Origin of the sequence: Psychrobacillus sp. L3 (assembly GCF_042945595.1) — a bacterium.
Taxonomy (GTDB): Bacteria; Bacillota; Bacilli; order Bacillales_A; family Planococcaceae; genus Psychrobacillus.
On record NZ_CP168493.1, the window covers coordinates 2,316,973 to 2,337,525 of the forward strand.

21 protein-coding genes are annotated in these 20,553 nt (G+C 36.4%); 1 reads left to right on the forward strand and 20 read right to left on the reverse strand.

From position 1 onward, the window contains the following. Positions 1 to 67: 67 nt before the first annotated feature. Together ACEPXD_RS11455 and ACEPXD_RS11460 are read right to left on the reverse strand one after the other, a co-directional pair. Positions 68 to 880, reverse strand: coding sequence for a pyruvate, water dikinase regulatory protein (locus ACEPXD_RS11455; protein WP_391116092.1), 813 nt, complete (start codon positions 878 to 880; stop codon positions 68 to 70). A gap of 11 nt (positions 881 to 891) precedes the next feature. After that, positions 892 to 1,530, reverse strand: coding sequence for a helix-turn-helix transcriptional regulator (locus ACEPXD_RS11460; RefSeq protein ID WP_391116093.1), 639 nt, complete (start codon positions 1,528 to 1,530; stop codon positions 892 to 894). Between the two features lie 1,033 nt (positions 1,531 to 2,563). On the opposite strand from ACEPXD_RS11460, the gene ACEPXD_RS11465 reads away from it, so the two are divergent. After that, complete coding sequence (locus ACEPXD_RS11465; protein WP_391116094.1) at positions 2,564 to 3,946, forward strand: glycine--tRNA ligase; 1,383 nt, start codon at positions 2,564 to 2,566, stop codon at positions 3,944 to 3,946. Between the two features lie 359 nt (positions 3,947 to 4,305). Here the strand turns inward: ACEPXD_RS11465 and recO are convergent, their stop codons facing one another. The 18 genes from recO to dnaJ all read right to left on the reverse strand — a co-directional run bounded on the left by recO (position 4,306) and on the right by dnaJ (position 20,454). Then, positions 4,306 to 5,088 (reverse strand): DNA repair protein RecO, encoded by a 783-nt coding sequence (gene recO / locus ACEPXD_RS11470; RefSeq protein WP_391116095.1) that lies wholly within the window; start codon positions 5,086 to 5,088, stop codon positions 4,306 to 4,308. A gap of 54 nt (positions 5,089 to 5,142) precedes the next feature. Beyond that, the gene (gene era, locus ACEPXD_RS11475; protein WP_391116096.1) at positions 5,143 to 6,063 is read right to left on the reverse strand and encodes a GTPase Era; all 921 of its coding nucleotides are present in this window, start codon (positions 6,061 to 6,063) and stop codon (positions 5,143 to 5,145) included. Further along, positions 6,050 to 6,457 (reverse strand): cytidine deaminase, encoded by a 408-nt coding sequence (locus tag ACEPXD_RS11480; protein ID WP_391116097.1) that lies wholly within the window; start codon positions 6,455 to 6,457, stop codon positions 6,050 to 6,052. Before ACEPXD_RS11480 ends, era begins: the two co-directional genes overlap by 14 nt. An 11-nt stretch (positions 6,458 to 6,468) precedes the next feature. Beyond that, a complete protein-coding gene (locus tag ACEPXD_RS11485; RefSeq protein ID WP_391116098.1) occupies positions 6,469 to 6,834 on the reverse strand; it encodes a diacylglycerol kinase family protein in 366 nt (121 codons plus the stop codon). Next, positions 6,821 to 7,306 (reverse strand): rRNA maturation RNase YbeY, encoded by a 486-nt coding sequence (gene ybeY / locus ACEPXD_RS11490; RefSeq protein ID WP_391116099.1) that lies wholly within the window; start codon positions 7,304 to 7,306, stop codon positions 6,821 to 6,823. Before ybeY ends, ACEPXD_RS11485 begins: the two co-directional genes overlap by 14 nt. A gap of 20 nt (positions 7,307 to 7,326) precedes the next feature. Continuing rightward, positions 7,327 to 9,438 (reverse strand): HD family phosphohydrolase, encoded by a 2,112-nt coding sequence (locus ACEPXD_RS11495; protein WP_391116100.1) that lies wholly within the window; start codon positions 9,436 to 9,438, stop codon positions 7,327 to 7,329. Positions 9,439 to 9,837: 399 nt separating this feature from the next. Continuing rightward, a complete protein-coding gene (locus tag ACEPXD_RS11500; protein ID WP_391116101.1) occupies positions 9,838 to 10,797 on the reverse strand; it encodes a PhoH family protein in 960 nt (319 codons plus the stop codon). Further along, complete coding sequence (locus tag ACEPXD_RS11505) at positions 10,794 to 11,900, reverse strand: sporulation protein YqfD (RefSeq protein ID WP_391116102.1); 1,107 nt, start codon at positions 11,898 to 11,900, stop codon at positions 10,794 to 10,796. The genes ACEPXD_RS11500 and ACEPXD_RS11505 overlap by 4 nt, the downstream gene beginning before the upstream one ends. Next, the gene (locus ACEPXD_RS11510; RefSeq protein WP_391116103.1) at positions 11,900 to 12,106 is read right to left on the reverse strand and encodes a hypothetical protein; all 207 of its coding nucleotides are present in this window, start codon (positions 12,104 to 12,106) and stop codon (positions 11,900 to 11,902) included. The genes ACEPXD_RS11505 and ACEPXD_RS11510 overlap by 1 nt, the downstream gene beginning before the upstream one ends. An 82-nt stretch (positions 12,107 to 12,188) precedes the next feature. Further along, complete coding sequence (locus ACEPXD_RS11515) at positions 12,189 to 12,611, reverse strand: hypothetical protein (protein WP_391116104.1); 423 nt, start codon at positions 12,609 to 12,611, stop codon at positions 12,189 to 12,191. A 27-nt stretch (positions 12,612 to 12,638) separates the two neighbouring features. Then, complete coding sequence (gene floA, locus ACEPXD_RS11520) at positions 12,639 to 13,625, reverse strand: flotillin-like protein FloA (RefSeq protein WP_391123193.1); 987 nt, start codon at positions 13,623 to 13,625, stop codon at positions 12,639 to 12,641. 11 nt (positions 13,626 to 13,636) lie between these two features. After that, the gene (locus tag ACEPXD_RS11525) at positions 13,637 to 14,968 is read right to left on the reverse strand and encodes an NfeD family protein (RefSeq protein ID WP_391116106.1); all 1,332 of its coding nucleotides are present in this window, start codon (positions 14,966 to 14,968) and stop codon (positions 13,637 to 13,639) included. Positions 14,969 to 15,225: 257 nt separating this feature from the next. Continuing rightward, entirely contained in the window at positions 15,226 to 15,399 is a 174-nt protein-coding gene (gene rpsU, locus ACEPXD_RS11530) for a 30S ribosomal protein S21 (protein WP_016426884.1), read from the reverse strand. Positions 15,400 to 15,502: 103 nt separating this feature from the next. Next, the gene (gene deoC, locus ACEPXD_RS11535) at positions 15,503 to 16,174 is read right to left on the reverse strand and encodes a deoxyribose-phosphate aldolase (protein WP_391116107.1); all 672 of its coding nucleotides are present in this window, start codon (positions 16,172 to 16,174) and stop codon (positions 15,503 to 15,505) included. 97 nt (positions 16,175 to 16,271) lie between these two features. Further along, positions 16,272 to 17,612 carry a tRNA (N(6)-L-threonylcarbamoyladenosine(37)-C(2))-methylthiotransferase MtaB gene (mtaB, locus tag ACEPXD_RS11540; protein ID WP_391116108.1) on the reverse strand — a complete coding sequence of 447 codons (1,341 nt, stop codon included), beginning with the start codon at positions 17,610 to 17,612 and terminating at the stop codon, positions 16,272 to 16,274. 15 nt (positions 17,613 to 17,627) lie between these two features. Then, positions 17,628 to 18,368: a 16S rRNA (uracil(1498)-N(3))-methyltransferase gene (locus ACEPXD_RS11545; RefSeq protein ID WP_391116110.1), complete on the reverse strand. Its 741-nt coding sequence runs from the start codon at positions 18,366 to 18,368 to the stop codon at positions 17,628 to 17,630. A 10-nt stretch (positions 18,369 to 18,378) separates the two neighbouring features. Next, positions 18,379 to 19,323: a 50S ribosomal protein L11 methyltransferase gene (gene prmA / locus ACEPXD_RS11550; protein ID WP_391116111.1), complete on the reverse strand. Its 945-nt coding sequence runs from the start codon at positions 19,321 to 19,323 to the stop codon at positions 18,379 to 18,381. 15 nt (positions 19,324 to 19,338) lie between these two features. Continuing rightward, the gene (gene dnaJ / locus ACEPXD_RS11555; protein WP_151700398.1) at positions 19,339 to 20,454 is read right to left on the reverse strand and encodes a molecular chaperone DnaJ; all 1,116 of its coding nucleotides are present in this window, start codon (positions 20,452 to 20,454) and stop codon (positions 19,339 to 19,341) included. Positions 20,455 to 20,553 lie beyond the last annotated feature (99 nt).

Sequence of the window (20,553 nt, forward strand, 5' to 3'; positions counted from 1 at the left end):
TCTATTACTTTATTCGATAGACAATACAAAAAAACCTTTTCACAAATGTGAATCGGCTCTTTTTCTTTTAATTATTTTTAAAGATATGATTAATAACTTCATTCGCTGTCTCTTCTACAGCTCTATTTGTCACATCAATTACTCGACAACCGATTCTTTGAACAATTTTATCAAAATGTTTTATCTCATCATTTATCCGTTCTATTTTAGCATAACTAGCATCATCATTTAAACCAATTGCTATTAATCTTTCTTTTCGAATAAAATTGAGCTTTTCTGGAGTAATAACAAGACCAAAGCATTTTGCGGGATCTATTAGAAAAAGTTCTTCTGGTGGCTCTACTTCTGGAACAAGTGGCACATTTGCAACTTTATATCTTTTGTTTGCTAAATATTGGGATAATGGAGTCTTGGATGTTCTAGAAACGCCAATTAAAACAATATCAGCTTGTAGTAATCCTCTTGGATCTCTCCCATCATCGTACTTTACCGCAAATTCTATCGCTTCTATTTTTTTAAAATAGTCTTCATCCAATTTACGAACTAATCCAGGTTCTTCAAATGGTTTTTCTCCCAAACTGTTCTCCAATAAGTTAAGTACGGGACCGATTAAGTCTACTGATTCTAAGTCATATTGTTTACAGCACTCTATTAATGCATCCCTCATATTTGTTTGAACAAGTGTGTACAAAATAATGGCATTTTGTTCTTTCGCAAGTTCCGTAATTTCTTTTATATGATCTAGCGAATCAATATGTGTAAATCTTTTCAATTTTGTATGCTGAAGACCAGGTCTAAATTGACTTATTGCCGCTTTTGCCACTAATTCCCCAGTTTCTCCAATCGAATCTGAGACGATAAATAGGTTAAGCATTTTCATAGTTTTCCCCCTCACAAATCGTGGTCATCGGCTAATGATAGGAAAGCACGTGTTATATTCGTTTTCGTTATTCTTCCAACTACCTCTAAACCATCTTTTCGCATCTTTACAACAGGTAATGAATCAATTTGTCGACTCATTAATTTATTTGCGACATCTATAATCGTATCTTCTCTCAAACAGTACGTGATATTTGGCATTCTTGTCATAATCATATGTACTGGAATTTTATTTAAATCCTGATTTCCAATACTAGTTCGCAGAAAATCTTTCCTTGAAAGTACTCCAGATAACAATGATGTTTTATCAACTACAAATAATGACCCTACATCTTCTAAAAACATATGGCATATAGCATCATAAACAGTCATGCTTTCCTCTACAACAACAGGTATAGACTGAAAGTTTTTTACAAGCATTTGAGCAATATTATCTGAAATAGATTGACTTGTTTTCTTTCCGGAATAAAAATAACCAACTCGCGGACGAGCATCTAGAAATCCAGCCATTGTTAAAATTGCAAGATCGGGTCTTAACGTAGACCGCGTTAAATGTAGTCGTTCCGCAATTTGTTCTCCTGTAATGGGGCCGTTTCCTTTTACAATGTCCAAAATCTCATTTTGCCGTTTGTTGAGTTCGATCGGACTCACCGCCTCAAAGTGTTATACTAATACTCAATTATTGTAGCACATAATAATACCACTATCAAAATAAGAAAAGTGCAAGCGTCATTTAAGTACATCTTGTCTTTACCGTTTCCTAAGGGCTTTGGACGAAACATTGGCTACACTATTATCATTGGAATTTTTGTGGCGGATGTTTGTCCGTCGCCCTCTCGAAATAGGTAGAGACATGGTGCATTAGGTTTAGTTAATGAGAGATTAAATACTTTCCTATTCTTTTAAAAGCGGACGAAGATACAATTTCGTCCGCTCAGCGCTTCTTTACCAATGGATGCTATTCATTTTTTCTGTAACTCCACCAATTATTACGAGATGCCGATTGCATCATATAATTTTGTACAATAAAAGTAAACATTGCTGAAATAGTAAGTTGAATTGAAGCTAACATGAAACAGGAAATGACTCCGTTAAAAGTATTTAGCGTGGCAGTATATTTATTTTCTACGAGCTTGGACAGCAGAAACTATTTAGTAGCAAATTTATTGGAAATACACTTTTTCAATACTCAATACTAATTGCAAAATGCTTTTTAGAAATCAAGAGTTGCTAAACCATGTGGATTTTTTTACACTTTATGGCACTTCGAGACCAATTTTTACTCACCCGAGACTAATTAGAGTTCACTGAAAAACTTTAAATGAGTAACCGTAGGAGCACTTCTTTTTTTGCGACGAGCTTGCAGAGGAAGGCTATTTTTAAAATATTTAACTTCAAGCGTTGTCGACCTATTATTGCTAAGTAAACAGGCTCGTGTTACAATATCAACAAATAATAAAGCGTTGAAGAGTATTATAAGTACTGTAAAATAAGCGAGTGGTGATAGTGCAAGTCCACAGTACAGGAAAAGGCAGCTTGGAGCTTATGCTTTTAAAGAGGATTGTAATTACAATCAATCGGGGTGGAACCGCGGGTATATTACTCGTCCCCGGGCTAATTTGGCCCGGAGACGAGTTTTTTTATTGCTCATCTTTAAAAGCATTCAAAAAATGGAGGTCTTTATATGTCAATTTCAATGGAAAATGTAGTTAGTTTAGCAAAACAAAGAGGATTTGTCTTCCCAGGTTCTGAAATTTATGGTGGTCTGGCAAACACTTGGGATTATGGCCCTCTTGGAGTAGAGCTAAAAAACAATGTTAAAAAAGCTTGGTGGAAAAAATTTGTGCAAGAATCTCCTTATAATGTTGGTTTGGACGCTGCAATATTAATGAATCCAAAAACTTGGGTTGCTTCTGGTCATATAGGAAACTTTAATGATCCTATGGTTGACTGCAAAAAATGTAAATCTCGTCATCGCGTTGATAAAATTATCGAAGATGCACTTGATAAAAAAGGAATCGAAATGGTTATTGATGGTCTTTCATTCGAAAAAATGGAAGAAATCATGAAAGAACATGATGTTGTTTGTCCATCATGTGGCGCTTTTGATTACACTGAAATTCGCCAGTTCAACTTAATGTTTAAAACATTTCAAGGCGTAACCGAAGCATCTACAAATGAAATATTTTTGCGTCCTGAAACGGCACAAGGAATATTTGTAAACTACAAAAATGTTCAGCGTTCGATGCGCAAAAAAATGCCTTTCGGAATTGCTCAAGTAGGAAAAAGTTTCCGTAACGAAATTACTCCTGGTAACTTCACATTCCGTACAAGAGAATTCGAACAAATGGAATTAGAATTCTTCTGTAAACCAGGTGAGGATATGGAATGGTTTGAATTCTGGCGTAACTATTGTAAAGAATGGTTATTAAACCTAGGTGTAGACGCAGATAGTATTCGTTTACGCGATCACTCAGAAGATGAACTTTCTCATTACTCAAATGCTACAACAGATATTGAATTCAAATTCCCATTTGGTTGGGGAGAGCTTTGGGGAATCGCAGATAGAACAGACTTTGACTTGAAACAACATATGGAGCATTCAGGTGAAGACTTTAACTATATCGATCCAATTACGAATGAACGATACGTACCTTATTGCATAGAGCCATCTTTAGGGGCTGACCGTGTCACGCTTGCATTCCTTTGTGAAGCATTTGATGAAGAACAATTGGAAGGTGACGATAAACGTACTGTATTGCGTTTCCACCCTGCATTGGCTCCTGTTAAGGCTGCAATTTTACCTTTATCGAAAAAGTTATCAGAAGGTGCTACAGCTTTGTTCTCTGACCTAAGCAAACACTTCATGGTTGACTATGATGAATCTCAATCAATCGGTAAACGTTACCGTCGTCAAGATGAAATTGGCACTCCATTCTGTATCACATACGACTTCGATTCGGAAACGGATAATCAAGTAACAGTTCGTCACCGTGATTCTATGGAACAAACAAGAATGCCAATTGCTGATGTTAAAGCATACATCGAAAGTCAATTACAATTTTAAAATAATAAATCCAGATCAGACTTTTTCTGATCTGGATTTTTATTTGAATTTGGAGAAACCTAGACAAATGCCACCCTGTAGCATACGGTATTTCTCAATGCGTATTCAATTTCTAGAGACATATAACTTCTTGGTAGAGGGCTTATAGGGTAGAGGCACATAAACCCACTTAAGGTACATATGCAAGTTCTAGGGGTATATAACTTCTCCGTAGGGGCTTATAGGACAGAGTAGGGGCACATGAACCGTCTTAAGGGGCGGATGAAATCAAGCACATCACGGCCCTGCAATAAGCTGAGTCAATCTTCTCCAAACTATTTTTCCGTTTAACTCCATGAAAAAAATCCAAGCATGAAGAATTACTCTTCTATACTTGGATCTTTTTTGGGGGTATAAAATTCTGGCGTTTTCTCCATTTGGTCAAGGAACCCTTGTGACTTTAGACGTAAACCAACTTGCTCGCTATAAATCGTACGAACAATTTTTTTTATAAAACCCTTTGTTTCTTTTTTTAGAGTCAGCTTACCTACTTGTTCGATAGGTACTGTATAAAAGGTACGAATAAGTTTGACTTGTGCTGGTGTCAGTCTTATCAAGTATCTATCTATCGAGAAGCATCGATGACATAAAAATCCAATTTGAGCAAAGGAGAATGCAAACTCGCCATCTGTTGCCCCACAATTCACACACTGGTGTAATACGGGATAAATTCCAGCAGTAGGTAGCAGCTTCCATTCAACAAATAGACTAATCGCTTCCGGATCATAGTCTTCCGAAATGGCTTGAAGTGCCTGTTGTAAGATGGTAAATAGATGGGGTTTCGGAGATTCATCATCGATTAATTTATCTACTAATTCCATAATAAAGCTAGCATAAGCTGTGGTGAAAATATCTTCCCGAATCGAACGCATAGAATCGATGATTTCTCCTTGTTGAAGAGTACCCATACCTCTCCCTTGTTGTACTAAAAAATAGGCATATGTAAACGGCTGCGAAATGGAGGCTAAACGACTCGTGGGCTTTTTCGCTCCACGAGCCATTGCTGCTCTTTTTCCAAGTTCTCTAGAAAAAATGGTAACAATCTTATCCGTTTCCCCATATGAAGAAGCTCGCAAGACTATCCCCTCTACTTTTTGGAGCAATCGCCTTCCCTTCCTTCTTTATCATCTGTGCAAACCCCAGCACTTCCGCATTTCTTAATAATCGTCATCTCTAAACCCGTAATCTCTTAAATGAGCGGATTTATTGCGCCAATCTTTTTGCACTTTTACCCATAACTCCAAAAATACTTTAGTTCCAAGCAACATTTCAATATCTTGACGAGCTCTAATTCCAACTTCTTTCAGCAAAGCTCCTCTTTTCCCAATAACAATTCCTTTTTGGGAATCTCTTTCTACTACAATTGTAGCCATCACTCGGATCATGTCTTTCTCTGTGACTTCTTCTTTTTTTATTTTATCAATGATTACCGCGATTGAATGCGGAATTTCTTCACGAGTCAAATGGAGTACTTTTTCTCGGATTAACTCCGAAATGATGAAACGTTCTGGATGGTCCGTCACTTGATCTGCTGGATAATATTGTGGACCTTCCGGTAAATACTTTTGAATCGTTTCGAGTAATCTATCTACATTGTTTCCTTGAAGCGCTGAGATAGGAATTATTTCAGCAAAATCATATTTGGTTTTATAAGAATTGATAATATTAATTAATTCATCAGGGTGCACTTGATCAATTTTATTGATGACAAGAAAAACAGGTGTCTCATTGTTTTCTAGCATATCCATGATCAATTCATCAATTTTTCCTCTTGGTTCAGTTGCATTGACCATGAAAATAATGACATCCACTTCACGCAAAGTATTTTTGGCCACTTTCAACATGAAATCCCCAAGTTTATGTTTTGGTATATGAATACCAGGTGTGTCGATAAAAATCATTTGGCTTTTTTCTAACGTTAGAACTCCTTGCACTTTATTACGAGTCGTTTGGGGTTTATCACTCATTATCGCAATTTTTTGTCCTATTACTCGATTTAGAAAGGTTGACTTCCCAACGTTTGGTCTTCCAATAATGGAGATAAATCCTGATTTAAAACCTGCATTATTTTGTTGCATAGTCTAAATCCCCCGTTGTAAAAGCACCTGGTAACAGTTCTGAAACTGTTGTTTCTAATACATTTCCTTTTAAGTTGGTTAAATAAACCGGCATATTACCATCACAAAACTCCGCTAACACTTGTCTGCAAGCACCACATGGAGAGACTGGACCTTCCGTATCGGCAACTACAGCAATTGCAACAAAACTATTCATTCCTTCTGATACAGCTTTGAATATTGCTGTACGTTCTGCACAATTTGTTAATCCAAATGATGCATTTTCAATATTACAACCATGGATAACTTCTCCATCTTTCGTTAAAAGCGCTGCTCCTACAGGAAATTTTGAATAAGGTACATACGCTTTCTCTCTAGCTGTTTTGGAAGCTTCCATTAATTTTTCTTTATTCAATCTTTTCACCTCTAAAATATGATTCCCCACCATTTGGGGATAAAAATTATAAAACCGACAATCGCACTACTTATTGCATAGACGAGGCATGCACCTGCTGCTAAATCCTTTGCTTGTAAAGCAAGCTGGTGAAAGTCGGGTGATGCTAGGTCTACTACTCGCTCAATAGATGCATTTACTAATTCTATCATGAACATGCCACTTATTAATATAATTATGATTATCCATTCAAGACTTGATAATCCAGTTATCATACTTGCAATCAACACAATGATTGCGGCTAATAAATGAAAACGAAAATTTTGTTCACTTTTTATGACGTGCAATATTCCATGAGTTGCATATTTAAACGATTTCAGAAACTTAGGAATGTCCATGGCCTTCACGTTTCAAACCAAAAGCTTGTAGTATTGTTTCTTGTAAACCGAACATTACTTTTTCTTCCTCGTTCGTCCCATGATCGTAACCAAGTAGGTGTAAAAAACCATGTACAGCTAAAAAGCAAAGTTCTCTTTCGAATGTATGAGCATACGATTCCGCTTGTTCGTTCGCACGTTCTACAGAAATAACGATGTCTCCCAAGAGTGTTGGAATATCTGCATCTTTTATTTCGATCTCTCCATCACCCATTTCTTCCATAGCAAATGAAATCACATCGGTAGGAACATCCTTTTTGCGATACGTACGATTTATTTCTTGAATGGCATCGTTTGTAACAAACGTTACACTAACTTCACTTCCATCTTTTACTTTTTGCTGTTCTGCTGCAAATTGCAATACTTTTTCAACAAGTTCCATCGTTGGTTCAGATAATGTATTTGTCTCATCCATTACATCAAGTTCTAGCATTTTTCGTGCCACCTTTATTCTTATTTTGGATACTCTATTCGTGAATGAAAGATCCCGTTCATAGTTGTATAGAAGCTCTCTTTTATTTTCTTTATTTCCCGCAAAGATAAATCACATTCATCAAACTGTCCATCTTGAAGCTTCTCTTTAACTATTGATTCAATTAGTGCATGAACTTTTTCTGCGTTTGGTTCTTTCATTGAACGAACTGCAGCTTCTATACTATCCGCTACCGAAATAATAGCATTTTCCTTTGTTTGTGGTTTTGGACCATTATATCTAAAATCTTTTTCTTTTACTTTATCATTTTTCTCATTCGCTTTGTAATAAAAGAACTTTAACAAACTTGTTCCATGATGCTGTTCAGCAACATCTACAATTTCTTTCGGCATTTTATACTTGCGCAAAATATTTGCCCCGTCTACTGCATGAGCAATAATAATATCACGACTTGCTTCGGGAGGTAAATTATCATGTGGATTATACCCATTCATTTGATTTTCGATAAAAAAGCCTGGCCTTTTCGTTTTTCCAATATCATGATAATAGCAACTAACTCTCGCTAACAAACCATTAGCTCCTATTGCCTCGCAAGCGGCTTCCGCTAAGTTTGCAACCATTACACTATGATGATATGTTCCTGGTGTTTCTGTTAATATTTTTTTCAGTAAAGGATGATTAGGATTTGATAATTCGATTAGTTTCATCGTGGATAGAATTCCAAAAGCAGATTCAAAAAACGGCAATATTCCGATTGTTAATGCTCCTGATAAAATACCTGATAAGATTGCTGCTCCAAAGTAAAATAGTAAGTCTGTTAAACCATATGTCGTTTTTGTCATTAATAAATAAAATACGATAAATACAATGTTAACGGATGCTACAATTAAACTGGAACGAAGAATTTGAGAATTATTCCGCATTCTTTGCAATGCAAAAACCCCAGAAATCCCACCAAATAAAATATATAACGAGATTTCCATTTGAAATACATTTGTATAACCTTCTTGAAATATAAATCCAGCATAAGCGGCGATAATAATGGTCGTTATAAAAGCCATTCGTTCATTAACCAAAAGGTATACGAGCATCGATACAATGGCTGTTGGAAAAATAAATGCTATCACAACATCGAAATTGTAGGATATAAACTGTAAAACATTCATTATTAGAACAGAAATAAATAAACTAAACAGAACAACGAGTAAGGACTTCGAACTTTCGATCGTTTTATCCTTTCCATTTATCGTTTGAACATACAAAACCCACATTGTTAACAATACGAATAATGCCACTCCAACAATAGGTTTATAAGAAAATTTATTTGTAAGCATTCCTAATAGCTTCAGTTGTCTATAAACTTCTCGATCAATGATTTCACCTTTTTGTACGAGGATTTGCCCTTGTAAAATTCTTGTTGGATCAACACTTGCTTTCGCTTGCTCTATTCGAAGTTCTGTTAGTTCTTTATTTTCAATGTCTGTTTCGACAATGCTAAAACGAGCAATGGATACAAGTGCGTTCATATATGAATGCGAATAATTAAAGGATTTCCTAACTTTCTCCTCTAATTCTTTTTTCTTTTCCGGAATATTTTCTAATCGAATTCTTTCACCCAATGTCTCTTTTACAAAAGAAACTAGGGTTTCGCTAGATTGAGTTAGCGTTGTAGGACTCTGGCTTAGGATCGCCGTTAAAGCATCCTCGCTTAAATATACATTACTTGCATTATCAGCAATTTTCTCCATTTCTTTTTTTAACTTATTGAGTTGACTAGGTCTACTTTCTATTTCTTCTGCTGGGATTGTTTCTTTTTTGATTTCTATAACACTATCGAAGATGGATCGAATAATAGCAGCTTGGTTATCTGCAGTTTCTTCTTGGAATTGATAATAAGGTTGAATTTCTGCTGCTACTTTTTCACGTTCTTGTTCTGTTTTGACGCTATCTTCCATTGTTTTGACGGATCTAATGGTTTCAGGGGATAACTGAAATTCTTTAATATCATATGTATTTTCCTTTACATTTCCTATTAATAAGAAAAACATAATAATAGCAGTAATAGAGATAATAATTAAAGGAAGATGCTTATAATTGCTCCACTGCTTCATTTTCAATAAGATAGAATTCACTATACTCTCATCTCCCTTACTACTGGTAAATTCATTATACCTTACTTTTAGATTGATATAAAAATAATTCCAAAATTACATATAAGAAAAGCGCAAGCGCCTATGTCTGCCCCGACAGGCAAATGGGGAAAAGCGAGGAGGCAGCTCCCCAGCCACCACAGCTTTTTCACATTTGACCCCGAGGGGCAAGGCGCTGGAGTCTGGACAGATACTTAGTAGAAATTCATCTACTTTCTTAATCTTTTAAGAAAACGCTAGCTTCCATAAGTGCATACTGTCTTCAGTATTACCTAGGGAACTTTTTGGAGTACACTCGTATTGGCAGTGAACGCTATCGCATAGGTGGAAAGTGCTCTCGTATTGGCGGTGGAGTGCTCTAGAAACAAAAACAGCAACCAATTAAGGCTGCTGTTCTTCGTAAGCTTGTATAATTTTTGCGACAAGTGGATGACGAACGACATCTCCTTGTTCTAAATATTGAAAATGGATTCCCGATACACTTTTTAATATTTTTTCTGCGATGATTAATCCAGATTCAGCTCCTTTTGGCAAATCAATTTGGGTTTTATCCCCTGTGATTACCATTTTAGAACCAAATCCCATACGGGTAAGGAACATTTTCATTTGTGCTTTAGTTGTATTTTGTGCTTCATCTAATATTACGAAGGCATCATCTAATGTCCTTCCTCGCATATATGCGAGAGGGGCAATTTCAATCGTCCCACGTTCCATAAGTCGTTCCGTTTGCTCCATTCCTAAAACATCATGTAATGCATCGTATAACGGCCTTAAATACGGGTCTACCTTCTCTTTTAGATCTCCTGGTAGAAAACCTAGACTTTCACCTGCTTCAACAGCAGGGCGTGTTAGAATGATTTTTTTCACATGGGCGTTTTTCAAAGCCTGTGTTGCCATTACTACAGCTAAATACGTTTTACCCGTTCCAGCTGGACCAATCCCAAATGCTAAATCAAATCGCCGTATACCTTGTATATATTCCCGTTGTCCAATTGTTTTAGCTCGAATCGCTTTTCCTTTTGTATTTTTTGCAATTTCTTCGTCGTATAACCCAGAAAAATACTCAATCGTACCGTTAATACTCATCTCAATAGCGGAGGAAACATCACGGAGATTTATATTAATCCCTTTGTGAACAACTGCAAGAAGTTGCTCCATCAACTTTTTTGCTTCTTCCACATTTTTTTCGTCTCCAGCAATCCTTATTGTTTCTCCTCTAGTGATCAGTTGTACTTTCAGTTCCTCTTCAATAAGCTTTAGATTTTTATCTGATATGCCAAGAAGCATTACTGCCTCGGCAGTGTCTTTCAAATTAAGGTCTAATTGTGTATGTTCGCTCATGCTTCGTCTCCTTGGGGTATAACTTGTGGAATCGCAATATTTTCATTTATCAAAAATAATACTTTCCCTTTTACTTTATCATTTTGAATAGTCACCTGTAAAATTTTATCCTCGAGAATTTGCTTACCTGCAGGAAGTTCATTTATAATTTTTTGATAAAGTAACGGGCGTATTAATTTTTCCATCGATTGCTGATCTAATATATAAACCTCCTCCTCTAAATTTCTTATATATCCTGCTTCCAGGTAATTTCGGAGAAGAGTAGGAAGAGAGATTTCCTTCCAGTATTCGATTTTTTTGTCCCCTTTTCTCTGAACGACAAGCTTTCGATCATTTGGTTTCATGAAACTAACCTTTTGAGGAATTTCAAACTCAAGCTCAATCCAATAATTAGCAAATACTTTCCCTTCAGCACTAGTAATAATTCTTTTATCTCCTTGTGTGACAAAACCATTTACCAGAATATCTCCTTTGTTTACTGAGACATTTTTTTCAACAGCCCTTACTCCTTTTACTATTTCAAAGTCAGTAACAACTCCACTTCTTTTCGCAATTAGATGCGTTGGTGGTGCATTTTTTATCTCACGCTCCGACTGAATAGGAGCAAGCATGGGGGTTACAGTAAATTTGGATCCCGATTTCGTAAAATGTACCCATGAGTATTCTTTATGTTTTAGCAATATTTTCTGCCTTATTTCTTGTTCGGAAGGCAAACTAGACGAACGTATTTTTTCTTTAATGTTCAATACCTTAAGTTCTTCCGAGAGAAGAACATTGCTTTCTGGCGAATCTGACTCAATTTGAATACTCCATATAAATTGCGCAAGAATAACAGGTATGATGATAAATAATAGAAAACCAATAATTGAAAAAGACCGAGAAGAAATTGTCCCTTCCTTCACCTTATCTTCTAATTGAACGGAGAGCCGTAATGACCTCCTGACCTTTCGGAAAAGCTTTAAATCTTTTCTTCTTATAGAAAAAAAGAGGTACTGTTCTGAACTGTACACTTGATAAATAACAATATTCACTGAAAATAAACGCTGAAATAAAAGGTGTTGATCCGTTTTTATTGGTACTTTTACTTGTATAAGCTGTTGCATTACTGTTTTTCCTTCCTCGTAATTTTGAAATACATGAGTTCATCGACAACTATTCGGAGCTGTTCCATAGATAGTGATTTGATCTCTAAAGCATTTGCTTGAATTTCTAAAAGGAAATCATCGTAAGCACAAACTAAATTGTTTTCTTTCAATCGAAGAATGGTTACTTCATAATCTAAAATAATTTCGCTAAAGTTTTCAATCATAATACTCGCATGGAGTGGAAATAATTTATTCAGAAAAACACCCCTTTACATGACTTTATGCATGTAAAGGGGTGTTCATGAGTTATCTTTTCGATTTTGGTGGTGCAAGAATCTCCGAAAATACAATCGCTCTTACTAGTTCATCTTGGGAACTAGGCAAGATATGAGTAATAATCGGTTTAGATACTTGCTTCTCCACTTTATTTACTTGATGGATTGATAGTCGACCAGAAGATCTTGGAGTCCCTTGATCCCTGCTTACCACTCGCTCCAATTTTTCAACCACAACTGGCGCTTTTTTAACAATCGGTGTTCCACTATCCAATTGCTGTTTATGCTCTTCCATAAAATTTTTCGCAAAATCTCCTAGATCTTTAAATGGATTTTCTACAAAAGGCTTTACTTGCTGCGCTCTTTTTACCGGACTTTGGTCAGGTGCTTTTTTCTTCTTCAATAAAGTACTGACGATTAACGAAATAACTATTAATATGATACTACTACTCAAGGAGAAAACCTCCTTTTCCCTATATTATTAGTCTTTAAGTTCTTCAGTAGAAGGTTTGTCTCCTCCGACTTTGCTAATTGAATCTCTCATGCTAGTGTCAGCTTGAATATTTTTATAGTTCATATAATCCATTACACCAATATTTCCTTCACGTAGTGCTTCTGCCATTGCTAAAGGCACTTCCGCTTCTGCTTCTACTACTTTCGAGCGCATTTCTACTACTTTTGCTTTCATTTCTTGTTCAGAAGCAACGGCCATTGCACGGCGTTCTTCTGCTTTTGCTTGAGCAATTTTCTTATCTGCTTCTGCTTGTTCAGTTTGCAGTTCTGCACCAATATTTTTACCTATATCAACATCCGCAATATCAATCGATAGAATTTCAAATGCAGTTCCAGAATCTAATCCTTTAGCTAATACAGTTTGAGATATTAAATCCGGATTTTCAAGTACTCGCTCATGACTTGTACTAGAACCGATCGTACTAATAATTCCTTCCCCAACTCGGGCAACAATTGTTTCTTCACCCGCACCACCGACTAAACGATCGATATTGGCACGAACTGTAATACGCGCTTTCGCTTTTACTTCAATCCCGTTCATTGCAACACCCGCGATAAATGGCGTCTCAATAACTTTAGGATTTACAGACATTTGCACTGCTTCTAATACGTCACGTCCTGCAAGATCAATTGCTGCCGCACGTTCAAATGTGAGTGCAATATTTGCGCGGTGTGCTGCGATCAACGCATTAACAACGCGGTCTACATTACCACCAGCCAAATAATGACTTTCTAATTGATTGATAGAAACGCTTAACCCAGCTTTATGCGCTTTAATAAGTGGATTGACGATGCGAGATGGAACTACTCTTCGTAATCTCATTCCTACTAAAGTAAAGATACTAATTTTAACCCCTGCTGCTAGTGCTGAAATCCATAATGCGATTGGAAAAAATGTGAAAAATACAGATAACACGATAAACGCTAAAACAATTATTACAATTAATCCAATCATAGTACCATCAATCATTCTATTTCCTCCCCTTTTGAAACTTCTCGCACAACTATACGAGAACCCTCTACTTTTATAATGATAACATGTTTATCTCTTTCTACAAAACTTCCATCTGAAACCGCGTCTATACGCTCGTCATGTATACGTATGGATCCTGCAGGTCTAAGAGGGGTCATCGTCACGGCAATTTTTCCGATTAACTCAAGCCTATTTTCGTTAGACACATACCCTTGTTCTGTAGTTGTTGCATCTGATAAAATTACCTTGCTTAACACTTTCAATTGTTTTCCAAAGAACTTCATTATGATCACCATTCCCACTATAGCTACTGTTAAAGCAATTAATACAGAAATACTCATTAGAAAAATGTTACCACCAGCTAATACAATACTAAAAATAATAGCCGCTGCACCTAATATACCACTTATTCCTCCTGGTAAGTAAAATTCCGCAATTATTAATATAACTCCGATAATAAAAATAATAATCGCTTCATAACCAGCAAGGCCAGCTACCAAATGTCCAAAAAAGAATAGCACCAAAGATATAAGTCCCATCGTACCTGCAACACCAAACCCTGGAGAATATAATTCTACAATTAAACCGAGACTAGCAATAGATAATAAGATTGGTACAACAATCGGGTTAGTAATAAATCTTGCAAGTAATTCTGTAAAAGTTTCTTCGGTTTCAACAATTTTTGCATCAGCAAGATTTGTTATTTCTAGCAGTTCTTTTAGAGATCTTAGGGTTCCGTTTGAATAACCGACCTCTAATGCTTCAGAAGATGTAAGAGTTAACAAATCACCGCTTTTTGCCCTATACTTTGGAAGATGAACGGTTTCATCTGCCATTGCTTGTGCATAAATTGGATTTTTACCCGTTAACTCCGCAGCATTAATCATCTTTGCTATCCAAGCACTATTTGCCTTCTTTTCAGCAGTATTTCCGCTACTGTCGATTACAGCTGCTGCACCTATTGTTCCACCTGGCGACATATAAATCTCATCCGTATGAAGCGCTAAATAAGCACCAGCAGACAACGCTTCCGAATTTATATACGCAATTTTTCGAATCGAGGTAGAATCAAGTAAATTGACTATTTTTTCAGCGGAATCTACAAATCCTCCAGGCGTATTGATCTCTAAAATAATTGCATCAGCGCCTGCTTCTTCTGCTTCATGAATGGATCTTTTTAAAAAAGCATATAATCCTTTTTCTACTTCTTTATAAATTGGTATTTTGTACACTATTGGAGCATCTGCGGTTGCCATTACAGGTACCATCATGAAAAAAGTTAAAAATAATAGAAAAAAAGAAATAATGTACCGAGACAATTTCATCCTTTAACCTCCCTTCTTCTATTTGTATATACTTCTTTACGGAGTAGAATAGAAAAAGTTTCAAAAAAATAAACCGAGAAAATAAATTTTCTCGGTTTACACAATTGTAAATGTTAATCATAAAGTACGTGTTTGGAACGTAGGGATGGTCGGGATAAAAAAACCACTTACGTTAACGTGCATTTTTTGATTTCTTTTTACTTTTCACGCTTGGGTTTTAGAAACCACAGCTTCGAAGCTTTGTAAATTTCAATTAATTAGAATTTACGTTTACGGGCAGCTTCAGATTTCTTTTTACGTTTCACGCTTGGCTTTTCATAAAACTCGCGCTTTCTTACCTCTTGAATTGTACCACTTTTAGATACAGTACGTTTGAAGCGGCGAAGAGCATCTTCAAGCGATTCGTTTTTGCGAACGACAGTTTTTGACATCTCTCTTTCCCTCCCTCCGAACACACGTCAAGCACATAACCATGTGTTATGTTCTAAAAAATTATATCGTATAGTTTCGACTTGGTCAATACTTACAACTAAATTAATAATCAGATTTACTTGTTAATCCTTGCATAATGTCCACACCAGAGCTTGCACCAATTCTAGAAGCCCCCGCATCAACCATTTCTTGTAAATCTTCTAGACTACGAACTCCACCAGAAGCCTTCACACCAAGGTCTGCGCCAACTGTTTCACGCATAAGTTTTACAGCTTCTACAGTAGCGCCACTAGTAGAAAAACCTGTAGATGTTTTCACAAAATTAGCCCCAGCTTCTTTAGATAGTTCACTTGCTTTTATTATTTCTTCATTTGTTAATAAACACGTTTCTAAAATCACTTTAACAATTGCTTTTTCTTTTGCAGCATTCACTACTGCTACTATATCATTTTTCACGAAATCAAAGTTAGCATCTTTTAAAGCCCCTACATTTATAACCATATCTATTTCATCTGCACCATTTTCAATCGCATTTTTTGTTTCAAATGCTTTTACTTCTGAAGTGCTGGCACCTAATGGGAATCCAATTACCGTACATACTTTCACTGGACTTTCTTGTAATAGTTCAGCACTAAGCTTTACCCAAGTAGGATTTACGCATACAGATGCGAATGTATACTTTTTTGCTTCCTCACATAATTTTTCAATTTGTTCTTTAGTAGCATTTTGTTTTAACAATGTATGGTCGATTAATGCAGCAATATTTTGTGTCATTTATATTCCCCTCTCGGAAGTTGTCCGTACCTCTTCATCATAATTGAAAATATAAAAAAAAGCCAGTGAGATTCTCGTCACTGACTTTCTCATTATTTTAGACTAATTCTTCCATGTGATCTAATACTCGAACAAATTGACCTTCGTTGTATGGATAACCGGATTTAGTGATTTTCACACGAACTAGCTTTCCGATTAAATCTTCTGAACCAGGAATAACAACTTTTAAGTAGTTATCAGTATATCCTTCAACTAAATTCGTCTTAGAATCCAATTTATATTTCTCTTCTGGAATAATTTCTAATATTTTTCCTTCAAAACGAGAAGCGTATTCTACTGCTAATTGGTCATTTAAAGAGATTAGACGATGAACTCGCTCATTTTTTACTTCTTCGTCAACTTGGTCTTCCATTCTAGCAGCAGGAGTACCTGTGCGCTTAGAATATGGGAAAACATGAAGCTCTGAAAAACGTTGATCTCGAATAAAATGAAAGGTTCCCATAAATTCTCCCTCGGTTTCACCAGGGAAACCGACAATTACATCTGAAGTTATTGCTAAATCAGGAAGTGCTTCTCTTAAACGATCTAATCGATTAGCGAAAAATGCCATTGTATATTTTCTACGCATTCTTTTAAGTACAGTATCTGATCCAGATTGAATAGGGATATGTAGATGTCTTACAACAATCTTCGAATCACGCAGAACATCAATTACTTCATCGGATATTTGGCTAGCTTCAATAGAGCTAATACGAAGCCTTTTAAGCCCTTTTACATTCGATTCAATATCTCTTAAAAGCTGCGCTAAATTATAGTCTTTTAAATCTTCTCCGTAACCACCAGTATGGATTCCTGTTAAGACGATTTCTAAATAACCAGCATCCACTAGTTGTTGAGCTTGATGGACAACCTCTTCTGGATCACGAGAACGCATAAGTCCGCGAGCCCATGGGATTATACAAAAAGTACAGAAGTTATTACAACCTTCTTGGATTTTTAATGATGCACGGGTGCGATCCGTGAAGGAAGGCACATCTAACTCCTCATACACACGACTCTTCATAATATTTCCAACCGCGTTAATCGGTTTTCGCTCTACTTTGTATTGTTCAATATAATCAAGCATCTTTGTTCGTTCTTGCGTTCCAACGACAATATCCACTCCTGGAATCGCCATAATTTCTGCTGGTGATGTTTGTGCATAACACCCTGTTACACAAATAACCGCATCCGGATTTTGACGAATGGCCCGACGAATGACTTGGCGACTTTTTTTATCGCCCGTATTTGTAACTGTACATGTATTGATCACATATACATCAGACTGTTTTTCAAAATCTGTTCGTTCATAGCCATTCTCTTTAAATAATTGCCAAATAGCTTCTGTCTCATAATGATTAACCTTACAGCCTAATGTATGGAATGCAACGGATGACATCTCCTTACACCTCTTTCATTCATATTCATAAGAAATTGCAGCAAGCGCGTATAACGGTGCTGTTTCTGTTCGAAGAATTCTTGGTCCAAGTGAAATAGGTTGAAAATCATTTTCTAATAAGCTTTTTATTTCCGAACGATCTAGTCCACCTTCTGGGCCAAATACAATAAGTATCGATTTTTTATCATGCACCTTTTTTAATTGTTCAGCAAATTTCTGGCGGTGTTCCAACTTAGCATCTTCTTCATCTGCAACAAATTTCACATCGTATGTTGTGCCAATTTCTAATAGCTCTTTTAACGAAATTGGCGTATGTATGTTAGGGATAGATGAACGATGAGATTGTTCAGCTGCTTCTTTCGCAATTTTTTGTAACCGAGCAATTTTCTTCTCGTTTTTTTGCTTATCCCATTTTACAATCGATCTTTTTGCTTCAAACGGATAAAGTGTGTGCATGCCGAGTTCTGTCGCTTTTTGGGTTATTAGCTCTAACTTATCTCCTTTTGGAAGACCACAAACAATTGAAACTATTAACGGCATCTCGTTTGTTTGTTCAAGCTTTTCTTCCGCTTTCAACAAGACAGATTTAGCAGATACCTCTACAATTGTCATTGTATATGTGCTGTTTTCAGCAACTACATATACTTCATCACCTGGTGACATACGCATCACTTGAATCATGTGATGCGCATCATCCCCAGTAATTGTTATATTATTATTCTCATCGATTTGTTCATTCGTAAAATAACGTTGCATAACAATCTCCTTATAGAAGCGGTTTTTTGGAAATGATTGTAACCCAGTCTTCCATCATCATAACTTCCTCAATTTCAAAGCCGGATTTTTGCAATGCATTTTTTACGTCTTCTTTTTTAGCAAAGATTATTCCAGAAGTTATGAATAAACCTTCTTCCTTCACTATTGAGAATGCATCATCGGTAAATGTCATAATTATTTCCGCTAAAATATTTGCGATTACGATATCTGCTTGTTCACTTACATTGTCAAGTAAATTACCATGCGTCACTTCAATCAAATGTTCTACATGATTTAATGCTATATTCTCTTTGGCTGAAGTCACTGCTACCTCATCTAAATCTAGTGCATGAATAGATGTTGCCCCAAGTTTTGCTGCACCTATAGAAAGGACACCTGAACCAGTACCTACATCGATCACTTTCGAATTCGGTTGTACTGTTTTTTCTAAGGCTTGAAGACACATTACAGTGGTTGGATGTGTACCTGTTCCAAACGCCATACCAGGGTCTAGTTCAATTATTAACTCATCAGTACTTACTCTGTCATATTCTTCCCATGTTGGAACAATTGTAAAACGATTAGAGATTTTCACTGGATGGTAGTATTTTTTCCAAGCAGTTGCCCAATCTTCTTCATCTACTTCTTGAACCGTTACAACATTATGTCCAATATCAATATTAAAGTTTTGTAAGTTGTTAACCGCAAGCTTGATCTCTTCTACCGTTTCTAATAGAAAGCTAGTTTCTGCTAAATAAGCTTTAACACGAACTCCATCTACTGGAAAATCATCTGGATTTAAGCTATAAATTTCACCAAATCGATCTTCTCTTTCTCTCACTAACTCTTCCGAGTCTTCAATGACTACCCCGCTTGCACCAGCTTCATGCAAAATATTACTTATCGCATCTACCGCTTCGTTTGTTGTATGAATAGATAGCTCAGACCATTTCACTTGCGCACAACTCCTTTATTCACCTTTTAATGTCTTTTTAATCTTATCAAACAATGAGCTGCCTTGCTCTTCTGGAATATCTCCACTTATTTCGGCAAATTCACGAAGTAATTGTTTTTGTTTTTCCGTAAGTTTTTTCGGCGTGATTACTTTCACAATAACGTGCTGATCACCAACTCCGTAACCATGAACGTTTTTCACACCTTTTCCTTTTAAGCGGAATTTCGTTTGTGATTGAGTTCCTGCAGGAATTTTTAGTTTTACTTTACCTTGTACAGTTGGCACTTCGATTTCGTCCCCGAGCGCTGCCTGTGCATACGTTAATGGCAATTCATAGTAAATATCGTCCCCATCACGTTCATATCGTGGATCTGCTTTTACACGGAATACAATATATAAATCTCCAGCAGGACCTCCATTAATACCTGGTTCCCCTTGACCGCTTACTCGAAGTTGTTGGCCATCATCTACACCAGCTGGAATGGTAACTTTGATTTTTTTGCGTTTATTAACTGTTCCTTTACCATAGCAAGTTGCACATTTATCTTTAATAATTTTACCTGCTCCATGGCAATGGTTACATGCACGTTTTGTTTGAATACGTCCGAATGGAGTATCTTGCGTCACATTTACTTGACCTGCTCCATTACAATGTGAACATTTTTCTGGGTGTGTTCCAGGTTTTGCTCCACTCCCACTACATGTATCACAAGTTTCTTCTTTCGCAATTTCAATTTCTTTTTCTTTCCCAAATACTGCCTCTTCAAACTCAATTGTCATGGAATATTGAAGATCATCACCTTTTCTTGGTGCATTCGGATCTCGTCTACGCGATCCACCTCCACCACCAAAAAATGAACTGAAAATATCTTCAAAACCGAAGCCATCTCCACCGCCACCAAATCCCTGGTTCGGTCCCGCATGGCCAAATTGATCATATTGTGCACGTTTTTGGTCATCACTTAACACTTCATATGCTTCTGATATTTCTTTGAATTTATCTTCAGCATCTGCCGCTTTGTTAATATCGGGGTGATATTGTTTCGAAAGCTTTCGATAAGCTTTCTTTATCTCATCTGGAGAAGCACTTTTAGACAAACCAAGTACTTCGTAATAATCACGCTTATTCATCTTTCACTCTCCTACTCTTTACCTACATATAATGAATATTGTAACACGGAAAAATAATCTAGTCTAAACAGAAAGAAAAGCCAAAGCCGAAAACGGTCT